This is a genomic window from Halomicronema sp. CCY15110 (assembly GCF_016888165.1).
Taxonomy (GTDB): Bacteria; Cyanobacteriota; Cyanobacteriia; order Phormidesmidales; family Phormidesmidaceae; genus Halomicronema.
Genome location: NZ_JACSWC010000197.1, coordinates 1 through 223 on the forward strand (window position 1 = coordinate 1; position 223 = coordinate 223).

1 pseudogene is annotated in these 223 nt (G+C 62.3%); it reads right to left on the minus strand.

The window, feature by feature from the left end:
• Positions 1-36: 36 nt before the first annotated feature.
• Positions 37-223: pseudogene (locus JUK32_RS06080) on the minus strand (IS630 family transposase); the annotation flags it as partial.

Consider the following 223-nt stretch of genomic DNA (forward strand, 5'->3'; position numbering starts at 1 on the left):
GAGCACTTTGGGGCAATCCCGATCGTCTGCATCCAGTCAGTGTTGCATTTGGTGCGCCCAATCAACCGCCGTGCGTCGCTCCGTGACGACGGCTTTGCGCCACCCCGCCAGGGGTTCGGTAAACAGAAAAAGGTGGGCGGTGCCATTGCGCTCATACTCATAGTCAGTCGCCGCCGGTTGTCCGGGGCGGGCGGGGAGTGGTGGGCGCGTTTCCTTCACTAAC